Origin of the sequence: Fibrobacter sp. UWT3 (genome assembly GCF_900230125.1) — a bacterium.
GTDB lineage: Bacteria > Fibrobacterota > Fibrobacteria > Fibrobacterales > Fibrobacteraceae > Fibrobacter.
Window position 1 is genome coordinate 24,265 of the sequence record NZ_OCSS01000003.1, and the last position, 22,627, is coordinate 46,891.

A 22,627-nucleotide genomic window follows, 5' to 3' on the forward strand; every position below is an offset into this window, starting at 1 on the left:
CCCAAAAGGCCGCTTGCATACAGGCAAACTGCTATTTAAACAATAGACCATGTAGCAAAACGATGCGGCAGGCACAGGCCGGTCGCAGACGTGAGCGTTCGCCTCATTCTCCGTATTCATGAAAGTGTCTAGTTTCCAGATGGAGAACAAGAGCAAAAACTCTATTTTCGATGGATAATATAGTCTTTTTCCACCACAGGCGGATTGGGAAAACGCAAAAATACCCTTAAAAGCAACATTAACTAAAATAGAACCGAACCACGAATCAGGTTTTGTCCCTCCCCACCATACGCAAAAAGGGCCGCATCGCTGCGGTCCTTTTTTTGATTTGTGTGAAACATTTTTCACCAAAAAAACACATTTTGTTTCACACAACCGCACAAATAACGCAAACTTTAGTTAGACAACCTTGAAAATCTTGTGCACAAGTGCAAGATTGACTTGTTTTTCCATCCAGAATATTGTATATTAATACAGGAGTATTATAATCAACTTCAAACGCACTTGTAGATTTCTGCAAAGCAAAGGAGCCATCATGCCAAGTACGCTATTGCAAGTCAGGGTGGACGAAAAGACCCGTTCTGCAGCAGGAAGCATATACGAAAAGCTCGGCATCGACTTGCCGACAGCCGTCCGCATGTTCCTTGCCAGAACCATTCTGGAAAACGGCATACCCTTCAGTATGAAGCTCCGTCCAGCCGCTCCCGCCGATGTTCTCGATGCCATGAAACAGGCTTCGCAGTCTGCCGCCGATGCAGGAGTCGCAGACATGTCTCTTGACGAAATCAACGATGAAATCGCACAGGTCCGAGACGGCAAATGAAATGCTACGCAGTCATTGACACGAACGTGCTGGTCTCCGCATTGCTAAAATGGGATTCCATTCCAGGGCAGGTCGTACAACAAACCTACGCCCACGAGATTATTCCTGTTTTCAATGATTCTATCTTACAAGAATACGAAGAAGTGCTCTCCCGTGAAAAATTTCATTTTCCAAAAGAGACTGTCGAATTTTTGCTTTCACGCCTAAAGACAATCGGCGAAAACATGACAACCGTAGAATCGCTTGTTGGCAATTTTCCAGACCCCAAAGACGTCGTATTTTTTGAAGTCACAATGGAAAAGAACAAAACCGATGACGCATTTCTTGTCACGGGAAACCTGAAACATTTTCCAAAGCACCCCAAAGTCGTCACTCCAGCAGAAATGCTGCGTATTTTGGACAACAGGTAATTCTTTTATTTATACGCAAAAAGGGCCGCATCACTGCGGTCCCTTTTTGCTAAAGGCGATCCCGGAACAAGTCCGGGATGACATTTAAGGATTAATCCTTTCCGTACACCTTTTCGGCGTAGGTCACGGTAGCGCCGAGGTATTCGCGGTTCATCTTGGCGATGTAATCCACGGTGATACCCTTCGGGCATGCTGCCTGGCATTCGTAAAGGTTCGTGCAGTTGCCGAAGCCTTCCTTGTCCATCTGGGCGACCATGGCCAAGACGCGCTTCTTCGCTTCGACCTTGCCCTGCGGCAAGAAGCTGAGGTGAGAAACCTTGGCAGACACGAACAACATAGCGGATGCGTTCTTACAGGCGGCCACGCAGGCACCGCAACCGATACAGGCGGCAGCGTCGAAGGCGCGGTCGGCATCAGCCTTGGGAACCGGAATCGTGGAAGCTTCAGGAGCAGCACCGGTGTTCACAGAAATGAAACCGCCAGCCTGGATGATGCGGTCGAATGCGGTACGGTCAACGGCGCAGTCACGGATAACCGGGAATGCGGCGGCGCGCCACGGTTCGATCACGATGGTGTCGCCATCCTTGAACTTGCGCATGTGAAGCTGGCAAGTGGTGGTCGCATGGTCAGGACCGTGCGGCATACCATTGATGACGAGAGAGCACATGCCACAGATACCTTCGCGGCAGTCGTGGTCGAAGGCGAAGCCTTCCTTGCCCTGCTTCATCTGTTCTTCGTTCACGATGTCCAGCATTTCCAGGAAGGACATGTCCGGAGAAACATCGTTGATCTTGACAGTTTCGAACTGTCCCTTGGTCTTGGCATCCTTCTGACGCCAAATCTTCAAAGTCAAATTCAGTCCGCTCATTATTTGTAGCTCCTAGTAGCGAGGTGGACGTTATCAAAGGTAAGAGGTTCCTTGGAAAGTTCCGGTGCGACACCGTCGCCCTTGTATTCCCAGGCACCCACGTAGCAGAAGTTCTCGTCGTCGCGCTTGGCTTCGCCTTCCGGAGTCTGGCTTTCTTCGCGGAAGTGGCCACCGCAAGATTCCTTGCGGTGCAGGGCGTCGAGAGTGAGGACTTCGGCGAATTCGAGGAAGTCAGCCACGCGGCCGGCACGTTCGAGGTTCTGGTTGAAGGAACCTTCGGAACCGAGCACGTTGACGTTTTCCCAGAATTCGGCACGGAGGGCCGGAATCTTCTCGAGGGCGGTCTTCAGGCCGGCCTCGTTACGGGCCATGCCCACGTATTCCCACATGATGTTACCGAGTTCACGATGGATATCGTTAACAGTGCGGTGACCCTTGATGGAGAGGAGCTTGTGGATGCGTTCTTCGGTCTGCTTCTTGCAGTCTTCGAACGCTGCATCGGATTCGGAAACCTTCTCGAGCTTGGTGCCCGCGAAGTAGCCGCCGATGGTGAACGGAATGACGAAGTAACCGTCGGAGAGGCCCTGCATAAGAGCAGAAGCGCCGAGGCGGTTTGCACCGTGGTCGGAGAAGTTGGCTTCACCGAGAACGAAGCAGCCCGGAATCGTGGACATCAGATCGTAGTCCACCCAGAGGCCGCCCATGGTGTAGTGGATGGCCGGGAAGATGCGCATCGGGACCTTGTACGGGTCTTCGTCGGTAATCTTTTCGTACATCTGGAAGAGGTTGCCGTACTTGGCAGACACGCCGGCAACGCCCATGCGCTGGATAGCGTCGGCGAAGTCGAGGTAAACGGCCTGCTTGGTGGAACCCACGCCGAGGCCAGCATCGCAGACCTGCTTGGCGTTACGGGAAGCCACGTCACGGGGCACCAGGTTACCGAAGCTCGGGTACTTTTCTTCCAGGTAGTAGTAGCGGTCTTCTTCGGGGATCTGGTCCGGGCTGCGGGTGTCGCCCGCCTTGCGCGGAACCCAGATACGGCCGTCGTTACGGAGAGATTCACTCATCAAGGTGAGCTTCGACTGCAGGTCGCCGTGGCGAGGAATGCAAGTCGGGTGAATCTGCGTGTAGCAGGGGTTAGCGAACAGGGCGCCGCGCTTGTAGGCACGGAAAGCGGCCGTCACGTTGGAACCCTGGGCGTTTGTAGAAAGGTAGTAGACGTTACCGTAACCGCCGGTGCAAAGGCAGACAGCGTCACCCACGTGGCTTTCGAGTTCGCCAGTGATGAGGTTACGGACGATGATACCGCGGGCCTTGCCGTCGATCACGACGAGGTCCATCATTTCGCGGCGGGGGAACATCTTCACCTTACCGGCGGCAACCTGACGCATGAGGGCCTGGTAGGCACCGAGCAAGAGCTGCTGACCCGTCTGACCGCGGGCGTAGAACGTACGGGAAACCTGCGTACCACCGAAGGAACGGTTGTCGAGGAGGCCACCGTATTCACGACCGAACGGAACACCCTGGGCGACGCACTGGTCGATGATGAGGTTAGAGTTTTCGGCCAAGCGGTGCACGTTGGCTTCGCGAGCGCGGAAGTCACCGCCCTTCACGGTATCGTAGAACAGACGGTAAACGGAGTCGCCGTCGTTCTTGTAGTTCTTGGCAGCGTTGATACCACCCTGGGCAGCAATGGAGTGTGCGCGACGGGGGCTATCCTGGATGCAGAAAGACTTGACATTGTAACCAAGTTCGGCGAGGGAAGCAGCGGCAGAAGCACCGGCAAGGCCAGTACCCACCACAATCACGGTGAACTTACGCTTGTTGGCGGGGTTCACCAGCTTGAGTTCGAACTTGTGCTTGGTCCACTTTTCTTCGATGGAACCACCGGGGATTTTAGAATCAAGAATCATTAGTGGGCTCCTTTACTTTTGAACATTAACAGAGTTGAGCTGCTGTTCGTACTGAGTCTGCAGGGCATGAGACTTAGCGATGAGATCCTGAGTTGCCGGCTGATGTGCAAGGTAGAAGGATGCTGCAGCGGTGATGGCGAAACCGAGGGCAACGACAACACTGTAGACGATGCCGGCGATGTCGATAATCGGGGTCCACTTCTGGTGAGCAATACCCATGGTCTGGAACGCAGAAGAAATGGCGTGGAACAGGTGCATGCCGATAACGAACATGCTGATCACGTAGAACACAGCCCAGAAGGGGTTGGCGAACATGTCGATAGTGGTGAGCCACATGTCGCGGACGATTTCGCCCTTGTCGTTCAGGTACAGGTAGTGTTCGCCGAACTTGAGCATCATGAGGTGCTGGATGAGGAAGCCGAGGATGAAGAGGCCGGACCAGATCATGGTGAAGGTCGCGAAAGTCTTCTTGCCCTTGCGAGCGTTGACTTCGTAGTCGATTCCGCCGCGAGCCTTCTTGTTCTCGATCTTCAGCGTAACCGCGAGGAAGATATGGAGAGCGAAGCAAGCCACCAGGCCGAGTTCGACGAGATAGATCATCTTAATCGGGAAGTGGAGCGGATTGAACCCGGTCAGGAACTCGGTGTAGGCGTTGTAGGACGCCTGGGCCGAAGCCTGGTCAAAGTTCAGGAGTTGGAAGTTACCACACATGTGGCCGAAGATGAACAGGGCGAGTGCCGCACCCGTGCATCCCATGATCTGCTTCTTACCGATGGAGGAGGTAAGATACTTGATGATCCATTGCATTGAGTTGTGTCTCCTTGAGGGGTTTTTGTTTTAAACTTAGAGGACGCAGCAGGCCTTGAGGCTCGGCATTTCGTAAGCGTAGCGTTCGTCTTCCTTGAACCAGAAGTCCAGTTCGCGCTTGGCGGATTCAGGACTGTCGGAGCTGTGCACGACGTTTTCGGTCATGGAAGGGGCAAAATCGTAGCGGAGGGTACCGGGTTCCGCCTTAGCCGGATTGGTTGCACCGTTGATAGCGCGAACCTTGGCAATGGCATTTTCGCCGCCGAGGGCGAGCATCACAGACGGGCCCTTGGTCATGTAGGCTTCGAGTTCCGGGAAGAACGGCTTTTCCACGTGTTCGGCGTAGAAACCGCGAGCATCGGCAGAGGTCATCTGGTGCATCTTCACGGCGCAGACGGAGAGGCCTGCAGCGATGTAACGGTCGATAATGCGCCCAATGAGGCCGGACTTTACGGCATTGGGCTTGATCATTGCAAATGTCATTTCCATAGTAGGTACCTTTTGTTTTTAGATGTGGGAAATATAGATAATTACTCTTCCGCCTCGATTTTCTTCATCAGGTCTTCGGCGAGTTTTCCGCCGGACTTGATGTTCTCGATAAGCCAGTTCACGTCCTTCCCCATTTCGCTGTTGGGGTACTTGGCCTGGAATTCTTCCAGGACCTGCAGGGCGAGCGTATCCTTGTGCAAGTTCTCGTTCAAGATGAACCCGCGGCTGAACATGGCCTTCTCGGCATCCGGGCTGTCGGGCCACATCTTGTAGAACACGTTGTATTCCGCCTCGGAGAAGGAATACTGTTCCGCCTCGGACTGAATCTGGGCAATCTGGAGCGTAGCCTTCGCAAACAGCGTGTCGTTATCGGGATAGAAGTCGCGGACCTTCTTCCACTGCTCGACGGCGGCTTCGTAACTGCGGGCCTTGTAGAGGGAATCGGCCGTAGCCTGCATGGCGGCAGCACCGGCGGCAGGCTGCTCGACCGAAACGCCTTCCTTGAACACCTTCACCTTCGCGTTGGCCCAGATTTCGGCCTCAATGCGTTCCTTGCGCGCCTTGCGGAGCACGCCGATGCGGTTCGAGAACACCTGCTTGCGGGTTTCGTCCATCGCGCGCTTCGCATTGATGACGTAGTTGAAGTAGTAGTCGCGCTTCAGCACGTTCTCGGGGAAGCGGATGTAGTCAACCAGGTCGGTCTTCGATTCTTCGTACGATAGCCTCGGGCGCACCGGGTTGCCGTTCTTTTCGAAATACGCCTTGAGGGAATCCTCGGGCAAAGCGTTCTTGGCCTGCGCCATCTCGTCGTAGTGCGAAATGATGTAGTTGTCGCGGGTCTGGCGCACCAGAGCGCGGTATTCCCAGGAGGAATCCAGGCCAATCGCACGAGCCTCGTCGGCAAAGGACGCGCATTCCGCAAGGCTACGAATAATACGTTCACGCATATTGTTCGTCTTCGGCATGCCGGGTTCTTCTTCGAATATCTGCAGGATTTGCTTCTCGGTAACAAGCGGGGCGCCGTTCTTCGAGATAAGCACGTAATCCGGAGGGAGCTCCAGGTATCCCGTCCCCAGCATGTGGTTTTCCACGTCCGCCTTCACGCGGTCATAGGGCTTGACCTGCGGCGGAATTTCACGGACAAGATAGAACACATGACGGCCGGGAGTGCGGGTCGAACCCAGCACCGGCGACAGCGTACCTTCGGGCTTGCCCGTAAACGCTTCGGCAAGGCCGTTGATAATCCCAATCCCGTACGGGAGGGCGTAGCCTTCCTTCACAACGCCCACGTAGCCGCCATTTGCGGCGGTTTCCTTGTTCGCGCTCTTCTTCGCGGCAATCGCCTTGAACTTCTCGAGGTCCACGGGCTTCTTGAACAGCTTGGCAAGCGCGGCGGAATCTTCCATCTGCACGTGATAGACTTCAAATGCAGGTGCAGTCTTGAATTCTTCCTTGTGCTTCTCGTAGTAGCCCTGCGGGTCGGGCGGCACAATCTTCTCGACCGTAACCGGGAACTTCTCCTTCACCGTCTTGATGGTATTGCGCACCATCTCCTGCTTGAAGCCGCCGATAAACGCCGCGGTGTCGCCACCCGATTCCTTGAGTTTTTCGGCCTCGCGTTCGAGCAGCAGGCGGTCGGCCACCTTCCCGCGCACATCGATAAACTCGACCTTGCCCGTAGAATCGGCAAAGTCGGCCTTATGCGCATCGAAAAACGCCTTCAGGTCGGCATCGGAATACGTGAGCTTTTCCATGGAATAGAAGCGCTGGTACACGAGCGTGAGCAGGCGGTCTTCCATGTTCTTGGAATAGGATTCCCAGTTTTTCCCGAGTTCGGGGTATTCCTGCAGGGCCTTAGAAACAACGGCAGACCTCGTGAGCACGCCCTTTACAATGTTGTCGTAATCGGCACGCCCGGTAGCGGAAGTCATTACCGCAAAATCAATATCTGTATTATAGACGGTCTCGTTATCTACCTGGGCAAACCTGCCCTCACCAGAACCGAAACCGTTACAGCCAACAAGGGCCATGCCGCAAAGGGCACCCAGAACAAGAATCTTTCTATTCATCAAATCCTCTTGGATATTTTGTCCCCGTAAATATAAACAATTCATAAAAATCAGACCCACGCCGAACAGAAAAGGCCACCCCGAAGGGCGGCCCTATAGCATCTACAAAGGAAATTTTACGTTAAATCTTGAAATCGAGACCCACGCCAAAACCACGGCTGTCGCGGTTGTACACGTCTATCCCGTATTCCACCTGCTCGTCGTAATCCTGGTAGAGCGTGTGGAAGTAGCTCAGGTTCATGCGCATCCAGTCCGTAATGCGGTAGGCAAGCCCAAACCCGAAACTCGTCGAGGAGATATTGATATTCATGTCGCTGATGTAGCCGTCCTTGATGCCGAAGCGGGTCACCTGCACGCCACCGCTTATGGTGAAGCGCGTAAGGAAGTCCACTTCCACACCGTAGAGGAACTCGTTCGTATCGTCCACGTAGTCCTCGAGATCGCCGCTGAAATCGGCCTTGCTGTCAAACCAGTGGTGGTACCCGAAGGCAAGGCGCAGGTTATCGAGCAGGGAATAGTTTATACCGATTGCAAGGAACGAAGGAATATCGTTGTGGTCTTTTCTGCCGTCATTAAACTGTTCGAGCGGGGTATCGTTCTTCTTGGTATCGTTTTCCATTTCGATGGAGGTATTGTACTCGAACTTTGCACCCAAAGTAAGTCGTTTGTACTTAAAACCGAGACCGACAATCGGAGTAATGCCAAAGCCCGTCTGGTCCAGTTCCAAATCCATCGTCATCTTGTCGTCAAGAGTCTCGAACGTGCCCGCGAGCGTCGCGTACTGCACCTTTTCTTCCTGAGTCTTCGCGCTTTCCGCAAGTGTCGCGAATGTTTCTGCAAGCGTGGACGCCTCCACCATCTTGCCATCGGGATTCACGCCCGGAATAACCGGATTCAACCTGAGGTTCCCGAGCGATCCGTCGTAGCTGTTCATCGCGTAGTTAAAGCGCGCACCAGCATACACCGAGAACATCTTGTTGAACTCGTAGGCGGCACCGAGGGTGGCGCCGAAGATATATGAACTTGCCTCGAGCGAAACATCGATGGAGCTGTTCGTGGTCGTAAGCCCCTTCTCGGCGAGTGCCGCCTCCATCTGCTTGAGCGGGGCGTATGTAAGCGCGTAGAAGCTCGGGATACCGTCATCGAAATTTACCCTGCCGCCACCGCCAATAACGCCCATGTGGCCCGAAAGCGCAAAGTTGCCGTGGTGCCAGGTCACCAGCACGCTCGGGAGCGAAGGCACAAACGCATTGCCCTTGAAGTTCGTGCCGTCCTTGAATATCGGAGACTTCTCGACAGTCGTCTCGCGGCTCTGCCAGAACGTCTGGTTGTTTGCCGAAATGTACAGGCCGTCTTCCATAAACGCCGTACCCGAGGGGTTCGCGTACGGGGCATCAACGTCGGTGCTCGCGTCGCGGGCCACGCTGCGCTGGAAAAGCACGGACTGGTTGGTGTTGGTGTTCAGGCCGCCCGCAACGGACAAAGTATTCAGCGTTGCGATGGCCAACAGGCATACGGTCGATTTCGCCTTGTCGAGCCTCATGAGTTTCCTTCCCTGGATAGGAGAAAATGTTTTGGACGGCGCATAACTTAGCAATCAGGCCAAAAAATCCGACTACAAAATGCTTACTTAAATCTTTCCGTAATTTTTAAATAACCGTTTTGTAACATTTGTTAACGAAAATATGTGACATCCATCGCATAATTTGTATGTCATAAGTGAAAGACCGCACCAAAAGCCACACACCCAGAGGCGCCCAAAATCCTCCTTGTACACGCAACTCTTTGAGCATCAACGAGTTATGCACCCATTTCTGGCATATTCCGGACCGCGACATATAATATGTTTTCTATAATTATGCACGTTGAAGATAGGTACTTCGACATTTGCTTTGACCGCCGCCATTGTGACGGTCGTTGTTGGCGTTCTTGCCCTGGGCGCCTGGTTTACGCGTATTGCCATAATTACCTACTTGTCGAACCCGCACACCTACGGCGACGTGGAAGTCACCCCCCACGGGTACACGCTCGGGGGCCCGCTCACCCATTCCTGGGATTCCGTGACCGTAAAGCAGGGCGACAACGTCTACACCGTAAAGGACTTTAACCTCGACATTACCATCCTGGGCGAAGGCAAGGGCGGCAAAGTTTCGCTCGGCGAATTTGCCGCAAGCATCAAGACGAGCCCCGACACAAACGGTACCGACAAGAAAAAGGACCCGATAGGGGAAATCGCCTTCCCGGAAAGGGCCAAGTTCTACCTGCCCGTAGAGGCGAGCGTCGGGAAGATTTCCGTGGATATAAACGAAGGGAGCGAAGACGCAAAGCACTGGCAGGCAACGGACCTCTCCATCAAGAGCGAGGGTATGCAGGCGGCAAGCATAAAGCTCGACAGCATCCAGGGCGACTACCTTGCAGAAACGGCAAGCATCGATATCCGCGCGGACTTCGCAGGCGAGAACGTGGCCGTGAAGGGCAAGGTCAAGGCCGGCAAGGATGCCATAAAGCTCGACGTGAAGGCGCCGAAGAACAACATGGCGGCAGTCAAGACCCACGTGGACATGGAAGTGAAGAAGCCCGAGGACTGGATACCCGTGGAAATTCCGCCCGCGGTACCGACCATCGGGGCAATCAAGGTGAACGGCGACGTGAGCTTCGACCCGAAGACGCGCAAACCCAAGTACAACCTGAACCTGCAGACGAGGGTCGGCGAGTTCTGGCCCCTGATGGCAAGCAACGCGAAGATAAACCTGAAGGGCGACGACGAGCGCTACCACGTGCACGTAGACCTGTACAACGACGAGGGCGGGCACATTATGCTCGAGGGCGACATGGACAAGAATCTCGACGGCGATATTAGCGGGTACGTCGAGTACATGAGTTCCATATTCGGCCCGCACATGATGCCGCTCGACATGAAAATCCATTCCGCGCACAAGGAAGGCGACCGCATAGACGTGAGCTTCGAGACGCGCCAGGGTTCCACAATCGACGCGGTCGTTAACCTGGGTGACAAACTGCTCGTCACGTTTGAGGGAGACTTCTCGCCGTACGAACCGTGGGCGCTGGACTGGAACTTCGGAAACCTCACGCTCCGCAACCGCTTTACCATCGATGGCAACTTCCAGAACGGGGTGCTACACGCGAAGGCGAAAATCCCGAACGTGGACTTCGCCTACCAGATGAAGGCCGATTCGCTCGAAGTGGAACTCGACCTCAACAGGAACGGCATCCTGTTCAGCAACGGCATCATCTACGGCGAAAAGGAAACGTTTGACTTCTTCGGCGACGTGATGTGGAATCACGAAGACCCGCACACCTCCTGGGACGTGACGCAGCGCGAAGGCGGGCATGCCTACGCGTACATCGCATGGACCGACTCCATCACCATCGAGGTACAGGCCGACAGCGTGAACATCAACACCATCCCGTTCGCAAAGCTAAAGATAAGCAACGACATCTACGGCACCGTATCCGGACACTGGCGGCAAAACTTCACCGACAACGTGGGCTCGATTGACGTGTTTGCCGAAGGAAACTACGACCCGTTCGAAATCCGCGCACACGTGAAAGCAAGGCAGAGCGGGGACTCCATCTTCATCGACAGGTTCCAGGCCATGCAAGACAAGAACATGGTGGAAGCAGAAGCGGCGTTTATCCTTCCGAACGACTCCAACCCGGAATTCAAGCCAACAGCGTTCCTGCCCATACAGGTGATTCACGCGTGGGCGTCGGCAAAGGACTTCAGCATTCCGGTGCTACTGGAACCGCTCAACGACACGACTCTTGCCAACGGATTCATGAGCGGCGACATCGCGTACGAAGAAGGCAAGGGCCTGCTCGGCAACATCGACTTCACGCAGCTTGAATTCAAGAAGATTGCACACACCATACTCAAGGTAGACAAGGTGAACCTTTTCGCCGAGGGCGACAAGGTAGAACTCAATTCGTACGTGAACATCGGCAACGGTGGATGGGCGGGTTCCTCGCAGGTTATCGTCGACAACGTGTTCAGCAGCGAGCGCCACGTGAGCGTAAGCCACAGCACCGACAACGGCGGCGACGTCGCCGTCGAGGGCATCATAGACTCGCTGTACACATTCACGGGCAAGGCGAATGTATCGGGCGCATGGTTTATCCCGGGCACCACAACAGAAATCAAGCGCACCGACCTGCAGATAGACGTTTCCGCAAAGCTCAAGGAAGGTATCAAGGGCATAACCGCAGAGATTACCTCGGATTCCACGTTCTACCAGCCTCCCAAGATGAGCAGGCTCGTCCCGTTCCGCGTGAGGGGGCACCTCGAAAACGGGATTGCCGAAATCACCGAATTTTCGACCCGCAACAACGAAGGCGAAACCATCAACGTTACCGCGGCATACAGCCTCGACAGCATGAAGCTTGAACGCTTCAACATCAGTTCCGACCAGTTCAGCCTCAAGTCCGGGCAGCATTCCATAATGGTGAAGGATGTCTCGGGCTCGCTCGAAGACTACGACAACGAGCTGGTGGTATCGGTGAGCCTCCCCTACATCCAGTACAACTTCTTCGACGAAACATTCGGCGAAGGCGAGATACAGGCTCAGAGCAACCTCGACTTTACTATACCGCGTTCCACCAGCGACCGACTCCAGAACAAATCCATTTCGGGCAAACTCATCGTCGACAAGATGATCTACTACAAGGCGCTCGAGTTCCAGATAACGCCGAATTCGCTCAACCGCATCCTCACGATGTTCAACAACTTCATCACCAGGTTGCGTACCACCGAAGCGCAGGAAGCGAAGATTTCTACCGCAAGCCCCATCAACCTGATGGTTCACGTGAACGACTCGCAGAGAGATTCCATCGCCATCGTGACTCCGTTCGCGACATTCCCCTTCACGTTTGACTTCTGGGTGCTCGGCAACACCAACAGGCCGCTCCTGCGTGGCGACGTAACGAATTCCAATGCGGGCTTTATCGGCGTGCAGGACCTTTACGAATTCGAACTGAACTCCTTCAGCATCTCGTGGATGGACGTCCCGTGGCAACACGGTGTACTCGAAGTATCGAGTGCGCAGGAACTCCCCTACTGCGACGACACTGGCGAAAAGGAAAATGAGACCTGCCCCATCAACTTCGACATTACGGGAACGATTACGAACCCGCAGCCCACGCCTACGAGCAACTGCGGTACTGAATCGAGCGCAGCAGCCACCTACTACAATATCATCCTCGGGTGCATCGCCGACAACAACGACGAATCGACCGACTGGAACAAGATTGCCGGCAAGGCTATCGGCAAGATGATTTCTACCACGGCCAACAAGACGCTCGGCGGCGAGTATATCGGCGATATCGACATGAAGGTGATGCTGTTCAGCAACAACACCACAAGCGACAAGGATTCAAGCTACTTCAAGATACCGATTTCACTCGACCGCTGGGTGAAGAACATGAAGTTCATCTTCGGTTACACGCAGGACCAGAGCGAAAACCCGACATATGACCAGGCCCTGCAATTCGGCGTGACCTACACGCTCCCCGTATTCCAGGACAAGTCGTTCTCGCACAAGAACCACCTCAACCCGTCGCTCTACCTGAACGGGCAGCTCATCTCGAAGCAGTACCTCACCAACACGGGAGCAAGTTCTAACGAGAACCGACTCGAAAAGAACGTCGGCCTCAACTACGGTTACCGATTCTGGAACGCGTGCCTGCTAGGCCTGGGCTACTGCGAAACGATATCCTCCAACGCATCGCTCAAGGATAGCGAGGAGAAGGAGGCACAAAAATGAAAAAACTAATCTGCTTCCTGCTTTTTGCAATCGCATTCGTCTTTGCCGAAGATACGGAGAAGAACCCCTGGAAGGTGCAATTCGACGGAAACGTTGTGTTTTCAAATTTCCAGTTAAACGAGCAACTCGAAGTTCCCGACGAATTCGGGAACCTCGATACCACAAAGCAAGACTTTATGATGGGCCTTGCCACCGAAAACATTCGCGCGCTCTACTATTCGCAAGGGTTCTTCAGCCTCAGCATGAAAATGGAAATCAAGCGTGAAGTCGATTCCGAGAACAAACGCAAGCGCGTTTACGTCATCTCGCTGCGCGAAGGCGAACGCTACCGGTTTGGCGGGACAAGCATCATCGTGCCCGATTCGTCCAAGATCGATATTGACATGAGCAAGCTCCGCACGAACGACAAGGAAAGGATTTTCTCGCAAGACGACATCGCCGAAGACATCCAGTTTATCCAGCAGACCTACCGCAAGGCGGGCTACCTGCACACCTACGTGTTGCCGGGCGAACTCATAGACACAACGCAAAAAATCATCATGGTCGAGATTATCGTGAACCCGGGTGCAATGGTCATCATGGGAAACATGGTGAGTACCGCACAGAAAAACCTCGACAAGTCCAAGAAAGAACAAGAGGCGGGGCTTTCCGATACCACATGGCTATCGTCGCTATGGAAAATCCCGCAAGGCGAAATCATTGACGGTAACCAGTTCAACACATTCAAGTCAAAATTACTTTCTACGCAGTTATTCACACAAATTAAACTTACCGATTCCCTGAGGACAGACGGGCTATCGGACATTCACCTGAACGTGACCGAGCGCGTACCCGGCGAAGCGCGCTACGGCCTGTTCTACGAAGAAATGTACGGGTTCGGCGCCATCGCGTACGCAAGGCACAAAAACTTCTTCGGTAAGTTCAACGAATTTTCCACCTCGTTCCTGCTGGCAGAGAACAAGCAGGAAATTTCACTCGGCTACGCAAACCCGCTACTCTTCGGGACATCTTTCACGTTTATCCCCACGGCAATCCGCCTTGAAGACCGCCTGAGTTTCAACCACGAAAAGACCGCCCCGCCGGCCTACCCCGATAGCGTCGAAGAGCGTTACGAAATCATCAACCGCGGCGACCTGACATTCGGCATTACCGACCACATCCGATTCCGCGGGACGCTCGATACGCGTTTCGTGAGCAAGAACGGAGCCGACATGTACAAGGTGAAGGGCGAAATAGCGCTCACCTTCGACTACACCGACGACTACTTCAACCCCACGAAGGGTGTGCGCGTGGCACCGACCGTAGGCGCGGGCACGAACCTGAACGCAGACCTCGAAAAGCTCACCATGATAGGCAACCCGTACACCTACGGCGAGGCAACCGTGAATCTCTACCACCCGCTGTTCTGGACATTCTACGGAGCGCTGAGCGGGAGCGTGGGCAAGTTCTTCGAGAAGGCGCTTGAAGACGATGCGCGCGTGTTTTACCAAGGCGGTTCACGTTCTGTGCGCGGGTACCGATTCCGCAGCATCTTCGCGAGTTACGAGAGCTACACTACCAGTACCGACGACGATGGCAACGAGGTCATTGACACGGTCATCAACACGGGACTTACCCCGATGTACCTGCGCATAAACGAAGAAATCCGCTGGACGCTCCCCTGGAAGGGCTGGAGGCACTGGCAGATTGTGCAGTTTTACGACTGGACCCGCGTGATGGACAACGAACGCGACTTGTACAAAGAAACTGCGAAAGAAGCGCTCGGCCTCGGGCTGCGTTACCGCTGGCAGTTCCTCACATTCCGCCTGGATTACGCGTTCAAGAAGAACCTGAGTGACTGGAGCCTCGAAGGCTTTGCCTGGGGCAGGTTTGCGTTCGACTTGTCGCAGACGTTCTAGTTGTTGGTTATTGGTTACTGGTATTTCAGGGAACGAGATGTTTATCGCGGGGAGCGGGACGTTTATTGCAGGAACTAAACCGTCTCGCGGTAGAGGCGAGAAAGGCTCGCTTGCGCGGGAGCAACGTCGGCTTCGATTCCGGCGGCGGCGAGAATGTCGCGAATTTTTTCGGGAGTCGGAAAGGCGGGCGAATTGTCCACAGGAGTATTGCCCGCGGACATTTTGCCTGCCGATAAATTGTCGCGGACTTCCACCCGGAACGTCGCGGTTTCGCTCGCGATGTCGGCGACCCGCCCGCTCTTCAAGACGTGCCCGCGGTCGATAATCGCGAAGTCAGTCGCCTCCTCTTCCATCTCGGCGAGGATATGCGAGCACACGATGGCCGTACCGCCTTCCTGCCTGCGCCAGTCCGCAATGAGTTTCCACACCGTCTCGCGCGACATCGGGTCGAGATTCGCCACCGGCTCGTCCAGAATCAAAAGACGCGGCGCAGGAGCCATCGCGCGCAGCAACTGCACCTTCTGGCGGTTCCCGAGCGAAAGCTTGCCCATACGGGTATCGAGCGGCGGGAGTTCCAGGCTCTTCGCCAAGCGGGCAATGCGTTCGCGGGCCTCAGTCTCATTCCACTCGGGAATGCGGGCCGCATAGAACCCCACGAAATAGTCCACGTACTCGTTTATCGAAAGTTTCGGGTATATGCCCGGATTCTCGAGCAGTATACCGCAGGCGAGCGGGTCGAGGAACGAACCTCGCGAACCCGAACCTGCAACCCCCTTCGCGCCAGAATGCGTATTAGACCCGCGCACGTCGTCTGCAAGTTCAATCGTTCCCGAGAATTTCGCGAAACGCCCGCACAGAAGGCGCAACAGCGTAGTCTTCCCCGCCCCATTCGGGCCAAGCAGCGCAAAGAAACTCCCCCGCGGGATTTCGAGCGACACACCCGAAAGCGCGTCCACGCCTGATTTCGGGTAACGGAACGAGACGTTCTCGACTTTTACCAGCGGGTTTTCCATCGCGAGCACCGCAAAACTACTTGCAGAATTCCTTGACCGCCTCGGCGGGGTTCTTGATGAGCGCGAAAGCGTCCTTCGTCTGGCGCACCGCCTCCATCTGCACCTTTTCGCTTGCACGCTGCAAGTACTGGATGCATCGCCAGTCCGTACGCACAGCGGCAAGCTGCACCGGCTCCGTACGGTCCTTGATGCTCACGAACTCAAGTGCGTGATAATCCTGCTTCACCGCGGCAATCACAATGGCAGCCGACGGGCGCACGATATCTTGCAGGGCGTGCCAGTCGCGTTCCACGAGCGCCGCCTGAATCTTTTCGCCCATGAACGGCACGGCCTTGACCGCATCGGCACTCGCACGCACCGCCTCGGCCCACAGGTCCTCGCCCGCGTTGTCAATCTTCTTCACGATTTTCCAGTCGTTGCGTACCGCAGCCTTGAGAAGTTCCGGGTTCGTCACGAACTTCAAAATGTTCGGGTCGCCGTTCACCGCGGCAAGGAGCGCAGGCTCGTCGAGAGCGTTGAGCGCCACCTTCAAATCTTCGCAAAGGCCATTCTTGATGTAGAGAATCGCCTGCACGTTCTGCGCGAACGCCGCCTTCTGCGCGGCAACAGTCGGGTTCTCGATAAGACTGATTGCATACCAGTTGAGGCCAATCGCCTCGAGCTGCTGTTCTTCGGTCGGGTTCTCGATCTTCTTGATTTCAGTCCAGGACTGCATAAAACCTCTTGTTTATGCGGTAAAGATAGTAAACTAGTTCTTAAGACAGCGAACCGAGAACCCGTAGTTGTTGTAATCGTCGCTGGACATACCCGCAGCATAGTCAACGTTGAAGTCCAAGAACGCGCAGTACGGACCGTTATTGATTTCAGTAGAACTCACAGTAGAACTCCGGAAGAACGTGTGGGCGCCCTCGTAGAGATATCCCCCACCCTTAACCCTGTAGCCGGCAGGGAGCGCCGAGAACCCGAATGCATCCGAGCCTTTGCCACCGGATGTGGACTTGAGCATTTTGCCTGCGGTCGCTTGTCCACCAACAGCATCGAACAACGTTTCCCATTCGGCCTTGCTAGGCAAATGCCAGCCATCGGGGCAAACATCAACCACAGCATCCCAAGTGTATAGTCGGCCATACTTTTCGCAAAACTCGGCAGAATCCTTGTAGCAGAAACTTGAGTCCGTTTCATAGTTGAGGTTTTCCGCCATCCACCACTGGTCGGCAATTTTAACGGTCTTGTAAGTCTGGCCGTCGCGTTCGTCCGCCAACTCGCCGTATTCGCAATTGTCTTCCGTTTCGGTCTTACAACCGACGACAGAATCCGAAGACTTCCCAGAACTGCTGGATTTGGCGCGGGAAGAAGACGAACCGTCCGAAGGACGGGTCGAGAAATCGCTACCATCGTCACCGCAGGCGACAAGCATCGCCGCACAAGCAAAGATTCCAAGCCAAAGGGAACGCATATTTCCTCCTGTTATTTCCAAATAATAGAATCTTTCTGTAGCCGTTGGTAGAAAATTCCCTTTCTGGCGGTGAAAACGACAATTTTTCCGCTATTTCACCGCCACTTTATTAGTTTATCTGTACAATTTTGTTCATTTTCGTCCCCCAAAGGCCGCGCACGGCGGTGATTTTGAACATTTTTCTTCTATTTCACCGCCAGCATCATGTCCTGCAACAAGAAAAAGGCTCATTTTTACACACACAAAGTAAATTTCGGCGGTGAAAACGACAATTTTTCCGCCATTTCACCGCCACTTTGGCAATTTTGTGCATTACTACATACAAAAAGCGACCCGTTTTAACGGGCCGCAATCTTTCGTCTGTAGCCCGCCATTGGCGAGCGTTCTTTGCGCTATCGCACCAAATGCTAGGCTCAGAAGTGGTCCTGCAAGCAGTTCCACTTCACTCGCCCTACGCATTTGTCGTCTTACTTGTACAGCGGATGCTTCTTGCAGAGTTCGACAATTTCCTGACGGATCTTGGCGAGAGCGGCATCGTCGTCCTTGGCCTGGATGGCGCGGTCGATGATGCGGGCCACTTCGCGAGTGTCTTCTTCGTCGAAGCCACGAGTCGTGATAGCGGCAGTACCGAGACGGACACCGGACGGATCCATCGGCTTGCGCGGATCGAACGGGATGGTAGAACGGCTGCAGGAGATGCCGACCTTTTCCATGGCCACTTCGGCTTCCTTACCGGAAACGCCCTTGGAAGTCATATCGACAACGATGAGGTGGTTGTCGGTGCCATCGCTGATGACCTTGTAGCCGAGCTTCTGCATTTCGGCACACATAGCCTGAGCGTTCTTGATAACGTTCTTCGCGTAGGTCTGGAATTCCGGCTGCAAAGCTTCGAGGAATGCAACGGCCTTACCGGCGTTGATGTGGTCATGCGGACCACCCTGCATGCCCGGGAACACGCCCTTGTCGATTTCCTTGGCGAGGGAAACTTCCTTGAGTTCACCCTTCACCATCTTCTGGATGGTGCGGTCCTTGCACATAATGATAGCGGAACGCGGGCCACGGAGAGTCTTGTGGGTCGTGGTCGTCACGATGTCGAAGTACGGCACCGGAGAATCGATTGCCTTACCGGCGATGAGGCCAGCGACGTGAGAAATGTCAGCCATGGTGAGGGCGCCGACTTCGTCAGCGATTTCCTTGAAGCGCTTCCAGTCGAGGTTACGGCTGTAGGCAGAGAAACCGGCGAGGATCATCTTCGGCTTTTCGCGGAGAGCGATTTCGCGGACCTTGTCCATGTCGATGCGGCCCGTTTCCTTGTCGACTTCATACTGGACGAAGTTGTAGAGCATGCCGGAGAAGTTCACCGGATGGCCGTGAGAAAGGTGTCCACCGTGGTCGAGCTTGAGGCCGAGGACCTTGTCGCCCGGTTTGAGGACGGCGAAGTACACGGCAGCGTTGGCCGGAGAACCGGACAGCGGCTGGATGTTCACGTGGTCGCAACCAAAGAGCTTCTTGCAACGGTCGATGGCCAGGGCTTCCATCTTGTCGATCACTTCGTTACCACCGTAGTAGCGCTTGCCAACGTAGCCTTCGCTGTACTTGTTGGTCAGCACGGAGCCCATGGCTTCCATGACGGCCTTGGAGGTGTAGTTTTCGGAAGCGATGAGTTCGATGCCATATTCCTGGCGTTCGGCTTCTTCCTGGATGATGTTGTAGATTTCCGGATCGGTCTGTTGCAGTGTAGATTTGAGCATTTAGCTACTCCTTGATTTGTACGCGCCAAATATAGATAATAAGAAGTCCAAAAAACGGATTAAGGCGTCAAAATGAAGCAGGAAACAGGAATTCTGGCGAGTACGCGCACCTATTCCATCATCACGTCGTCTTCCTCGTCTTCCCCGTCGTCGTAATCCTCGATGGTCTTGTCGCCAGGGACGATGATGAGGCCGAGCGTCACGGGCTCGCCTTTCAGGTCGATGTAGGCTTCCAGGTAGAGCTTGGTCGAAAGGCGGATAAGGCGCAGGTCAAGCATGGAACCGCCCTTGTGGATGCTCTTGGGATTGCGGTTGAAGAACAGGAACTTCTTGTTGATGTACTCGAAACGGTCCTTCTCGTAATTGATGCTCCACTCGGAGTTGCCGTCCTTCTCCTGGCGGTAGAGGCAGCGGTCGTTGTCGATATCGCACTCGAAACTCGCACTTTCCTGGTAGCGCTTGTTCCACTCGCGGCTAAAGGCGCAGCTCTGCACGCGGCCCGCGCCGTTGCGGTTCTTGTTCAACTGGTCATTGATGACAACGTAATCCATCTTCTTGTCCTTGACCTGGTTGTACACGTTCATCAATATGATGTAGGCTTCGATGTTCTTCGGGCACTTGCCGTCAAGTTCCACTTCTTCGTGCGCCTTCAAAAGCGTCTGCTGCATGTCGAGGTCGATTGCATCGGGAATCTCGCTTTCGCGGAGCTTGTCCAACACCTTCTTCGGCGGGATAACCACAATCTTGTCGCCCTGCTTGATGGCATAACCCAGCTGGTCACGCACGTAGTCAAGGCACTGTTGCACGTGGATATGCACCGTGTTGGAACCGCCCGAAACGAAGTCCACGCCTATACGAACGTTCCATGTGGAAGCGTCGCTCTTGGAGCCCTTCACCAGTTCGCAGAAAGGATCCTCGCGGATACCGTCGATAAACACGATTTGCGCATTGAGCTTGGTAACGAGCGAGCCTTCCTTGTCCATCGCGCTCCCGAGACTCCAGAAGTTCGGGTTCAGGCGGAGCACCTCGGCAAAAGCCTTGTCGCCGTCGAGCGCGGGCAAAAGCGAATCGTTACGGGCATTCTTCTCTTTCAAAAGTTCGGAATACTCCGTCGTCACGTTCATGTTGCTGAAGCCGTTGCGCGCCTGCGGAGCGGGGAACGACCACGCCAGGGAGGCAAAAAGGAGAGCGAGCGTAACAAAAAGTGCAGAATAAACAGTTCGTTTCATACGGGTATAAAATACAAAAATAGATCCTTCGACTACGTGCTGCGCACTCCGCTCAGGATGACACAACAGGAAGAATATCGCGCAGGTTCATCAGATGCGGTATATGGAAATCCACCCAAGCCGGCGCTTCCACGTTCGGGTTCACGAGCACGGTGGTCCAGCCCCGCCTATGCGCGGGTTCCAAGTTCCGCAGAGAATCTTCCAGGAGCACAATATCGCGCTTGTCCGCGGGCATCGAGCATTCCCATCCGGGCATCGCGTCACATCTCTCCGGCCAAACACGCGCAAGCCACCGCTCCATCTTCTCGTACGCGCTCTCGTGCGGTTTGCCTTCCCAGTCCATCATCTTCAGGTCGAACACGCCGTCTATCGCGGGCGCAATTCCCATGTGCGCCATGCCCGCCTCGCTCCAATCGTGCCGCCCGTTGGTAAACACATAGCGGGGGCCCTGCAGGCCTTGCAACAGCGCGAGTTTCTCGGGAGCACGCTTCGGGTACGTCAGGTATTCCGGTTCGTGAATGAAGTCGAAGAATTCGTCCGGGTCGGTACCGTTCATCGCCATGAGGCCCGCAAGCGTCGTGCCGAACTTTTCAAGGTAATCCGTGCGAATCCTGTGCGCCGATTCAAAATCGCCGCCGACAGTCTTCTGCACAAAAAGCGAAATGCGGTGGTCAAGCGAATTGATGACATAGCGCTCTTCGTCGCCATACAAAGTAAGGTCGTAATCGAAAAGCCAGACCTTCAAGGGACCCCCGCCTACACGCCCATAGCAAGGCCGCCAATCTGGCGCGCCAGGTATGTGGCGTAGTTGTCCGTCATGCCCGTCACAAAATCGAGCACCTGGTGGTAGGCCTCGGCGGCGGTCACGCTCTGCCCGATTTTCGCCTGCCCGATAAGCCGTACGATGCGGTCGGCACGGTAAGAATTCCTGCCGTTCTGCCTGTAATCGTAAACGCCGTTGATAAAGGCGTCAAGGACGGTCGCAAGAGTCGTGTAGCTACCGACTTCGAGTTCCGTCTTGCGGCGGTCCGGGTAGATGCGTTCCACGCCCAGGCGCTTCGCAATGCGGATGCCCCACATGGCATCGGACTTCGTGATATCTATCAGGTGGCTGTTGAGCTTGCCTTCCATGATTTCTTCATAGTGCTTCACGAAGGTCACGGCAACGTCGTCGATTATGTTTTGGAAAGCCTTCCCGCGGATACTGCTGAGGAAGTCGCGGAAGTTGCGGCCGTTTTCCTCGTATTCCTTGTCGATATTTATTTCGGGGCCGCAGAGGTAGCTGAACATGTCACGCACATCGCCAAACGAAAGAATTCCGAGTTCAATGGCATCTTCCACGTCGAGGATGGAATAGCAGATATCGTCGGCGGCTTCCATCAGGTAAACGAGCGGGTGGCGCACCCACTTGCCATTATCTATCTGCGGGAGCCCAAGCGTTTCGGCGGTAATCCCGTAGAGGTCCGCCTCCGTCGAGAACAAACTGGTGGGGCAACCGTACTTGGCCAGTTGCGGATACTTTATCATGGCGCCGATGGTAGCGTAGGTAAGGCGCATTCCGCCATCGAGAAAGTGGTACTCCAGCTTGCTCAATATGCGGTGCCCCTGCGCATTGCCGTCAAAATTCTCGAAGTCCGCCATTTCCTTGTCGCTCAAATCCTTCAGCGGGGCGCTCTGGCGGTTCTTGCGGAACCACTCGCGGATAGCCGCCTCGCCCGCATGCCCGAACGGCGGGTTACCGATATCGTGAGCCAAGCAGGCCGACTGCACGATGGTTCCGAACTGGTATTCGTTGATATACTTGGGCAAGTACTTCTTGATGAGGTGGAAAACCGTAATCGCAAGGCTACGCCCCACGCTCGAGACCTCGATACTGTGCGTGAGTCGGCTATGCACGTGGTCGTTCACCGAGAACGGGTGAACCTGCGTCTTGCGGCCAAGCCTGCGGAAAGCCGTCGAAAAGACAATGCGGTCGTAATCCCTGTGATAATCGGAGCGGTTCGGGTCCGGGTCTGCCGGGTGCCCGTAACGCGTAGCGGATAAAAGTGTTTCCCATCTGAGCATGGCGCAAATATAAAAATTCTGCAAGGCGAGAGAAGCGACAGACTTGTTTGGCATTTA

17 protein-coding genes are annotated in these 22,627 nt (G+C 54.7%); 4 read left to right on the top strand and 13 right to left on the bottom strand.

Annotation, left to right across the window (positions count from 1 at the left end):
* Positions 1-535: 535 nt before the first annotated feature.
* Together CRO08_RS11730 and CRO08_RS11735 are read left to right on the top strand one after the other, a co-directional pair.
* On the top strand, positions 536-823 hold the full coding sequence (locus CRO08_RS11730) for a type II toxin-antitoxin system RelB/DinJ family antitoxin (RefSeq protein WP_097036353.1): 288 nt from the start codon (positions 536-538) through the stop codon (positions 821-823).
* Positions 820-1,233 (top strand): putative toxin-antitoxin system toxin component, PIN family, encoded by a 414-nt coding sequence (locus CRO08_RS11735; protein ID WP_097036354.1) that lies wholly within the window; start codon positions 820-822, stop codon positions 1,231-1,233. The genes CRO08_RS11730 and CRO08_RS11735 overlap by 4 nt, the downstream gene beginning before the upstream one ends.
* A gap of 91 nt (positions 1,234-1,324) precedes the next feature.
* Here CRO08_RS11735 and CRO08_RS11740 read toward each other — a convergent pair whose 3' ends face one another.
* The 6 genes from CRO08_RS11740 to CRO08_RS11765 form a co-directional block, all read right to left on the bottom strand.
* Positions 1,325-2,101: a succinate dehydrogenase/fumarate reductase iron-sulfur subunit gene (locus CRO08_RS11740; protein ID WP_073054923.1), complete on the bottom strand. Its 777-nt coding sequence runs from the start codon at positions 2,099-2,101 to the stop codon at positions 1,325-1,327.
* Positions 2,101-4,014, bottom strand: a complete 1,914-nt coding sequence (locus CRO08_RS11745; protein WP_073114345.1) for a fumarate reductase/succinate dehydrogenase flavoprotein subunit — start codon at positions 4,012-4,014, stop codon at positions 2,101-2,103. Before CRO08_RS11745 ends, CRO08_RS11740 begins: the two co-directional genes overlap by 1 nt.
* Before the next feature lie 12 nt (positions 4,015-4,026).
* Complete coding sequence (locus CRO08_RS11750; protein WP_097036355.1) at positions 4,027-4,821, bottom strand: succinate dehydrogenase cytochrome b subunit; 795 nt, start codon at positions 4,819-4,821, stop codon at positions 4,027-4,029.
* A 36-nt stretch (positions 4,822-4,857) separates the two neighbouring features.
* Positions 4,858-5,310 (bottom strand): nucleoside-diphosphate kinase, encoded by a 453-nt coding sequence (ndk, locus tag CRO08_RS11755; RefSeq protein WP_072797367.1) that lies wholly within the window; start codon positions 5,308-5,310, stop codon positions 4,858-4,860.
* Positions 5,311-5,351: 41 nt separating this feature from the next.
* Positions 5,352-7,379 carry a peptidyl-prolyl cis-trans isomerase gene (locus CRO08_RS11760; protein ID WP_176495141.1) on the bottom strand — a complete coding sequence of 676 codons (2,028 nt, stop codon included), beginning with the start codon at positions 7,377-7,379 and terminating at the stop codon, positions 5,352-5,354.
* A gap of 121 nt (positions 7,380-7,500) precedes the next feature.
* Positions 7,501-8,922, bottom strand: a complete 1,422-nt coding sequence (locus tag CRO08_RS11765; RefSeq protein WP_097036357.1) for a hypothetical protein — start codon at positions 8,920-8,922, stop codon at positions 7,501-7,503.
* A 322-nt stretch (positions 8,923-9,244) separates the two neighbouring features.
* Here CRO08_RS11765 and CRO08_RS11770 point away from each other — a divergent pair, with 322 nt between their 5' ends.
* Positions 9,245-13,159 (top strand): hypothetical protein, encoded by a 3,915-nt coding sequence (locus tag CRO08_RS11770; protein WP_141398356.1) that lies wholly within the window; start codon positions 9,245-9,247, stop codon positions 13,157-13,159.
* A complete protein-coding gene (locus CRO08_RS11775; RefSeq protein WP_097036359.1) occupies positions 13,156-15,057 on the top strand; it encodes a BamA/TamA family outer membrane protein in 1,902 nt (633 codons plus the stop codon). Before CRO08_RS11770 ends, CRO08_RS11775 begins: the two co-directional genes overlap by 4 nt.
* A 74-nt stretch (positions 15,058-15,131) precedes the next feature.
* Here CRO08_RS11775 and CRO08_RS11780 read toward each other — a convergent pair whose 3' ends face one another.
* The 7 genes from CRO08_RS11780 to CRO08_RS11810 form a co-directional block, all read right to left on the bottom strand.
* A complete protein-coding gene (locus CRO08_RS11780) occupies positions 15,132-16,070 on the bottom strand; it encodes an ABC transporter ATP-binding protein (RefSeq protein WP_255252347.1) in 939 nt (312 codons plus the stop codon).
* A 16-nt stretch (positions 16,071-16,086) separates the two neighbouring features.
* A complete protein-coding gene (locus tag CRO08_RS11785) occupies positions 16,087-16,785 on the bottom strand; it encodes a hypothetical protein (protein ID WP_097036360.1) in 699 nt (232 codons plus the stop codon).
* 33 nt (positions 16,786-16,818) lie between these two features.
* Positions 16,819-17,526 (bottom strand): fibrobacter succinogenes major paralogous domain-containing protein, encoded by a 708-nt coding sequence (locus tag CRO08_RS11790; RefSeq protein ID WP_097036361.1) that lies wholly within the window; start codon positions 17,524-17,526, stop codon positions 16,819-16,821.
* 467 nt (positions 17,527-17,993) lie between these two features.
* Complete coding sequence (gene glyA / locus CRO08_RS11795; protein WP_097036362.1) at positions 17,994-19,277, bottom strand: serine hydroxymethyltransferase; 1,284 nt, start codon at positions 19,275-19,277, stop codon at positions 17,994-17,996.
* A gap of 110 nt (positions 19,278-19,387) precedes the next feature.
* Complete coding sequence (locus tag CRO08_RS11800; protein WP_097036363.1) at positions 19,388-20,506, bottom strand: hypothetical protein; 1,119 nt, start codon at positions 20,504-20,506, stop codon at positions 19,388-19,390.
* A 52-nt stretch (positions 20,507-20,558) separates the two neighbouring features.
* The gene (locus tag CRO08_RS11805; protein ID WP_097036364.1) at positions 20,559-21,251 is read right to left on the bottom strand and encodes a pyrimidine 5'-nucleotidase; all 693 of its coding nucleotides are present in this window, start codon (positions 21,249-21,251) and stop codon (positions 20,559-20,561) included.
* 11 nt (positions 21,252-21,262) lie between these two features.
* Complete coding sequence (locus CRO08_RS11810; protein ID WP_072810456.1) at positions 21,263-22,570, bottom strand: deoxyguanosinetriphosphate triphosphohydrolase; 1,308 nt, start codon at positions 22,568-22,570, stop codon at positions 21,263-21,265.
* Positions 22,571-22,627: the final 57 nt, after the last annotated feature.